This window comes from Corynebacterium sp. ES2730-CONJ, from assembly GCF_024834055.1.
GTDB lineage: Bacteria > Actinomycetota > Actinomycetes > Mycobacteriales > Mycobacteriaceae > Corynebacterium.
Map to the genome: position 1 here is coordinate 1 of NZ_JANUXZ010000010.1, position 5,721 is coordinate 5,721.

At 52.8% G+C, this 5,721-nt stretch carries 1 protein-coding gene and 3 rRNA genes; 3 read left to right on the forward strand and 1 reads right to left on the reverse strand.

Translation table 11 applies throughout. The annotated features are described in order from the left end of the window. A partial coding sequence (locus NXS13_RS09300) for a hypothetical protein (protein WP_259289665.1) occupies positions 1-340 on the reverse strand: 340 nt, incomplete at its 3' end. Between the two features lie 31 nt (positions 341-371). Between NXS13_RS09300 and NXS13_RS09305 the strand changes: the two genes are divergently transcribed. The 3 genes from NXS13_RS09305 to rrf all read left to right on the forward strand — a co-directional run bounded on the left by NXS13_RS09305 (position 372) and on the right by rrf (position 5,711). Further along, positions 372-1,894, forward strand: a 16S ribosomal RNA gene (locus NXS13_RS09305). A 397-nt stretch (positions 1,895-2,291) separates the two neighbouring features. Beyond that, positions 2,292-5,429, forward strand: a 23S ribosomal RNA gene (locus NXS13_RS09310). Between the two features lie 165 nt (positions 5,430-5,594). After that, positions 5,595-5,711 (forward strand): 5S ribosomal RNA (rrf, locus tag NXS13_RS09315). Together the 16S, 23S and 5S rRNA genes form the textbook arrangement of a ribosomal RNA operon. Positions 5,712-5,721 lie beyond the last annotated feature (10 nt).

The following is a 5,721-nucleotide window of genomic DNA, read 5'->3' on the forward strand; positions in this document are numbered from 1 at the left end:
GTGTGTTGTTTGAGAACTCAATAGTGTGCCAATTGTTTTTTTGTTTTTTTGATTGCAGTTGGGTTGTGTTGGTGAATGGTGTGGTGTTTTTGGTGGCCGGTGAGTGTGGCTTGCTTGGTTTTTGACCGAAGATATGAGCTGTTTGTTGGCATGATCGGTTTTGGCTGTGATTGTTGATGTTTTGGCCCCTTTTTTCCCTTTTTTGCCCCGTCGGGTTGGGGAGGGGGTTTTGTTTTTTCAATTGTGTGCGCATGGTTGGCATGGCTGCTTGTTTTGGTGGTTGTGTTGGTTGTGTGTGCTGGTTGTTTTGTTTTTTTGCTAGTTTGATTGGGCTTTTCACGGCCTTTGAGAGCAGGTTTTTTGCTTGTTTTTTTGTGGAGAGTTTGATCCTGGCTCAGGACGAACGCTGGCGGCGTGCTTAACACATGCAAGTCGAACGGAAAGGCCTCAGCTTGCTGGGGTACTCGAGTGGCGAACGGGTGAGTAACACGTGGGTGATCTGCCTTGTACTTCGGGATAAGCCTGGGAAACTGGGTCTAATACTGGATAGGACCATGCTTTAGTGTGTCATGGTGGAAAGTTTTTTCGGTACAAGATGAGCCCGCGGCCTATCAGCTTGTTGGTGGGGTAATGGCCTACCAAGGCGTCGACGGGTAGCCGGCCTGAGAGGGTGGACGGCCACATTGGGACTGAGATACGGCCCAGACTCCTACGGGAGGCAGCAGTGGGGAATATTGCACAATGGGCGGAAGCCTGATGCAGCGACGCCGCGTGGGGGATGACGGCCTTCGGGTTGTAAACCTCTTTCGACAGGGACGAAGCTTTTGTGACGGTACCTGTATAAGAAGCACCGGCTAACTACGTGCCAGCAGCCGCGGTAATACGTAGGGTGCGAGCGTTGTCCGGAATTACTGGGCGTAAAGAGCTCGTAGGTGGTTTGTCGCGTCGTCTGTGAAATACCGGGGCTTAACTCCGGAGCTGCAGGCGATACGGGCATAACTTGAGTGCTGTAGGGGAGACTGGAATTCCTGGTGTAGCGGTGGAATGCGCAGATATCAGGAGGAACACCGATGGCGAAGGCAGGTCTCTGGGCAGTAACTGACGCTGAGGAGCGAAAGCATGGGGAGCGAACAGGATTAGATACCCTGGTAGTCCATGCCGTAAACGGTGGGCGCTAGGTGTAGGGGTCTTCCACGACTTCTGTGCCGTAGCTAACGCATTAAGCGCCCCGCCTGGGGAGTACGGCCGCAAGGCTAAAACTCAAAGGAATTGACGGGGGCCCGCACAAGCGGCGGAGCATGTGGATTAATTCGATGCAACGCGAAGAACCTTACCTGGGCTTGACATATACAGGTTTGCTGCAGAAATGTAGTGTCCCTTTGTGGTCTGTTTACAGGTGGTGCATGGTTGTCGTCAGCTCGTGTCGTGAGATGTTGGGTTAAGTCCCGCAACGAGCGCAACCCTTGTCTTATGTTGCCAGCACGTGATGGTGGGGACTCATGAGAGACTGCCGGGGTTAACTCGGAGGAAGGTGGGGATGACGTCAAATCATCATGCCCCTTATGCCCAGGGCTTCACACATGCTACAATGGTCGGTACAACGCGCAGCCAGCCCGTGAGGGTGAGCGAATCGCTGAAAGCCGGCCTCAGTTCGGATTGGGGTCTGCAACTCGACCCCATGAAGTCGGAGTCGCTAGTAATCGCAGATCAGCAACGCTGCGGTGAATACGTTCCCGGGCCTTGTACACACCGCCCGTCACGTCATGAAAGTTGGTAACACCCGAAGCCAGTGGCCTAACCCTTGTGGGGGGAGCTGTCGAAGGTGGGATCGGCGATTGGGACGAAGTCGTAACAAGGTAGCCGTACCGGAAGGTGCGGCTGGATCACCTCCTTTCTAAGGAGTTTTATTATCTATTTTCTAAAATCCGGGTGGATCATCATAAAAACATCATCTGTGCTGTTCGTGTCTCTTATAGATGAGGGGCTGGGCATGACCTGGGTGTGATCGAAAAAAGTTTTATAGCGAAAGAACATAGTTCATCATGGTTTCCTGTTTCTTACCCGTTTGTGGGTGGGGTGGGGGTTGTGGTGGTTGGTGCACTGTTGGGTGTCTGGGATGGCACGTGTTTTGTTGTCCTTGATATGTCACTATTTGTCCCCCTGTTGTTGGTTGGTGTTGTGCTTGCTGGTTGGGGGGTTGGTGGTGGTGTGTGTGTTGTGTGAGAACTGTATAGTGGACGCGAGCATTTTTATCTTTATTCTTTTGTGTGTTTCTTTTATTTTGTAAGTTTGTGTGTGTTTGATGAAGGGCACACGGTGGATGCCTTGGCATGCTAAGCCGATGAAGGACGTGTAAGGCTGCGTTAAGCCTCGGGGAGTTGTCAATAGAGCGTTGATCCGAGGATGTCCGAATGGGGAAACCCGGCCATGGTTATGTGTGGTCACCTGCCAGTGAATTCATAGCTGGTGTGGGGGTTGACGCGGGGAAGTGAAACATCTCAGTACCCGTAGGAGAAGAAAACAATTGTGATTCCGTTAGTAGTGGCGAGCGAACGTGGATGAGGCTAAACCGTATGCGTGTGATACGTGACAGTGGTTGCGTGTGCGGGGTTGTGGGGTTGAAGCGTAAGGTGGCTGTCACCGCCTTGCTGGTGCTGATGCGTGTTAGTGGAAGTGGTGTGGAATCGCCTGCCGTAGAAGGTGAGAGTCCTGTACATGAAAGCGTGTGTTGGCCTGGTTGCTTTTGTCCCCGAGTAGCAGCGGGCTCGTGGAATCTGCTGTGAATCTGCCGGGACCACCCGGTAAGCCTAAATACTTAGTGTGACCGATAGCGGATTAGTACCGTGAGGGAATGGTGAAAAGTACCCCGGGAGGGGAGTGAAATAGTACCTGAAACCGTGTGCTTACAATCCGTCAGAGCCTTGTGCGTGGCCTTCCCTTTAGGGGTTGGTTGTGTGGGTGATGGCGTGCCTTTTGAAGAATGAGCCTGCGAGTCAGCGGCATGTCGCGAGGTTAACCATGAGTGTGGGTAGCCGTAGCGAAAGCGAATCCTAATGAGGGTGTGTTAGTGGCATGTTCTGGACCCGAAGCGGAGTGATCTACCCATGGCCAGTGTGAAGCAGCAGTAAGATGCTGTGGAGGCGCGAACCCACTTAGGTTGAAAACTGAGGGGATGAGTTGTGGGTAGGGGTGAAAGGCCAATCAAACTCCGTGATAGCTGGTTCTCCCCGAAATGCATTTAGGTGCAGCGTCGTGTGTTTCTTCCCGGAGGTAGAGCTACTGGTTGGTTGAGCGGGACTACAATCTTAGCAATGTCAGCCAAACTCCGAATGCCGGTGAAGTGAGAGTACGGCAGTGAGACTGCGGGGGATAAGCTCCGTTGGTCGAAAGGGAAACAGCCCAGATCGCCGGTTAAGGCCCCTAAGAGTGTACTAAGTGGAAAAGGATGTGGGATCGCGAAGACAGCCAGGAGGTTGGCTTAGAAGCAGCCATCCTTGAAAGAGTGCGTAATAGCTCACTGGTCGAGTGGTTCTGCGCCGACAATGTAGTGGGGCTCAAGTACACCGCCGAAGCCGCGGCAATACCTTCCTCTTGTGGGGAAGGTGTTGGGTAGGGGAGCGTCGTGCACTGCGTTGAAGCATTCTGGTGACGGGGTGTGGAGTGTGTGCGAGTGAGAATGCAGGCATGAGTAACGAATGATACGTGAGAAACGTATCCGCCGGATGACTAAGGGTTCCTGGGTTAAGCTAATCTTCCCAGGGTGAGTCGGGACCTAAGGCGAGGCCGACAGGCGTAGTCGATGGATAACGGGTTGATATTCCCGTACCCGTATATATGCGCCCAGTGGTGAATCAGTGGTACTAACCACCCGCGTGCCCATGATTATGATGTCCCGTTTTTATGCGGGGTGTTATGGTGTGGTGTTGCGTGCGTGGGACCTTCGTTGGTAGTAGCCAAGTGATGGGGTGACGCAGGAAGGTAGCTAAGCCACTTATTGGATTGTGGTGTAAGCGTGTGGCCCGTGTGATAGGTAAATCCGTTGCACATTGTGGGTGAGGCGTGATGCGTACCCTTTGTTGGGGATGTTAGTGATCCTATGCTGTCGAGAAAAGCCTCTAGCGAGTGTATATATGGCCCGTACCGTAAACCGACACAGGTGGTCAGGTAGAGAATACTAAGGCGTTCGGGTGAACTGTGGTTAAGGAACTCGGCAAAATGCCCCCGTAACTTCGGGAGAAGGGGGACCACTGCTGGTGACAGACTGATTGAGCTGGTGGTGGTCGCAGAGAATAGAGGGAAGCGACTGTTTATTAAAAACACAGGTCCGTGCGAAAACGTGGAAGTTGATGTATACGGACTGACGCCTGCCCGGTGCTGGAAGGTTAAGAGGACCTGTTAGTGACACCTTGTGTGTTGCGAAGCGGAGAATTTAAGCCCCAGTAAACGGCGGTGGTAACTATAACCATCCTAAGGTAGCGAAATTCCTTGTCGGGTAAGTTCCGACCTGCACGAATGGCGTAACGACTTCCCTGCTGTCTCAACCACAGGCCCGGTGAAATTGCATTACGAGTAAAGATGCTCGTTACGCGCGGCAGGACGAAAAGACCCCGGGACCTTCACTATAGCTTGGTATTGGTGTTTGGTTCGGTTTGTGTAGGATAGGTGGGAGACTGTGATACTGCATCGCTAGGTGTGGTGGAGTCGTTGTTGAAATACCACTCTGATCGGATTGAGCACCTGAACCTTGGCCCATGATCTGGGTTGGGGACAGTGCCTGGTGGGTAGTTTAACTGGGGCGGTTGCCTCCTAAAAAGTAACGGAGGCGCCCAAAGGTTCCCTCAGCCTGGTTGGCAATCAGGTGGTGAGTGTAAGTGCACAAGGGAGCTTGACTGTGAGAGTGACAACTCGAGCAGGTACGAAAGTAGGGACTAGTGATCCGGCACCTACGTGTGGAAGTGGTGTCGCTCAACGGATAAAAGGTACCCCGGGGATAACAGGCTGATCTTCCCCAAGAGTCCATATCGACGGGATGGTTTGGCACCTCGATGTCGGCTCGTCGCATCCTGGGGCTGGAGTAGGTCCCAAGGGTTGGGCTGTTCGCCCATTAAAGCGGCACGCGAGCTGGGTTTAGAACGTCGTGAGACAGTTCGGTCTCTATCCGCCGCGCGCGTTGAAACTTGAAGAAGGCTGTCCCTAGTACGAGAGGACCGGGACGGACGTACCTCTAGTGTGCCAGTTGTCACGCCAGTGGCAGGGCTGGTTTGCTACGTACGGAAGGGATAACCGCTGAAAGCATCTAAGCGGGAAGCCTGTTTTGAGATGAGGTTTCGTTTGAGGTGCCCTGTAGATGACAGGGTTGATAGGCCAGAGTTGTACGCATAGTGATATGTTTAGATGACTGGTACTAATTCACCGACAAACACACATATATGATTCAACTTTGTGATTGTTGCGCATATCACGGCCAGGTTCACCCCAGGGTTGGCACTGTTAGTGTCGGTCTTAGAGTGTTGGTTGTGAGAGGGTTAAGGGTTTTGTTGTGTTTCGCGTCCACTATGCAGTGTCTGACACAGCACATTGTGTTTTTTGATTGTGTCGGTGGTTATTGCGTCAGGGGTACGCCCGGTCCCATTCCGAACCCGGAAGCTAAGCCTGGTAGCGCTGATGGTACTGCAAACGGGAGTTTGTGGGAGAGTAAGTCACCGCCGACCTAAAACTTAA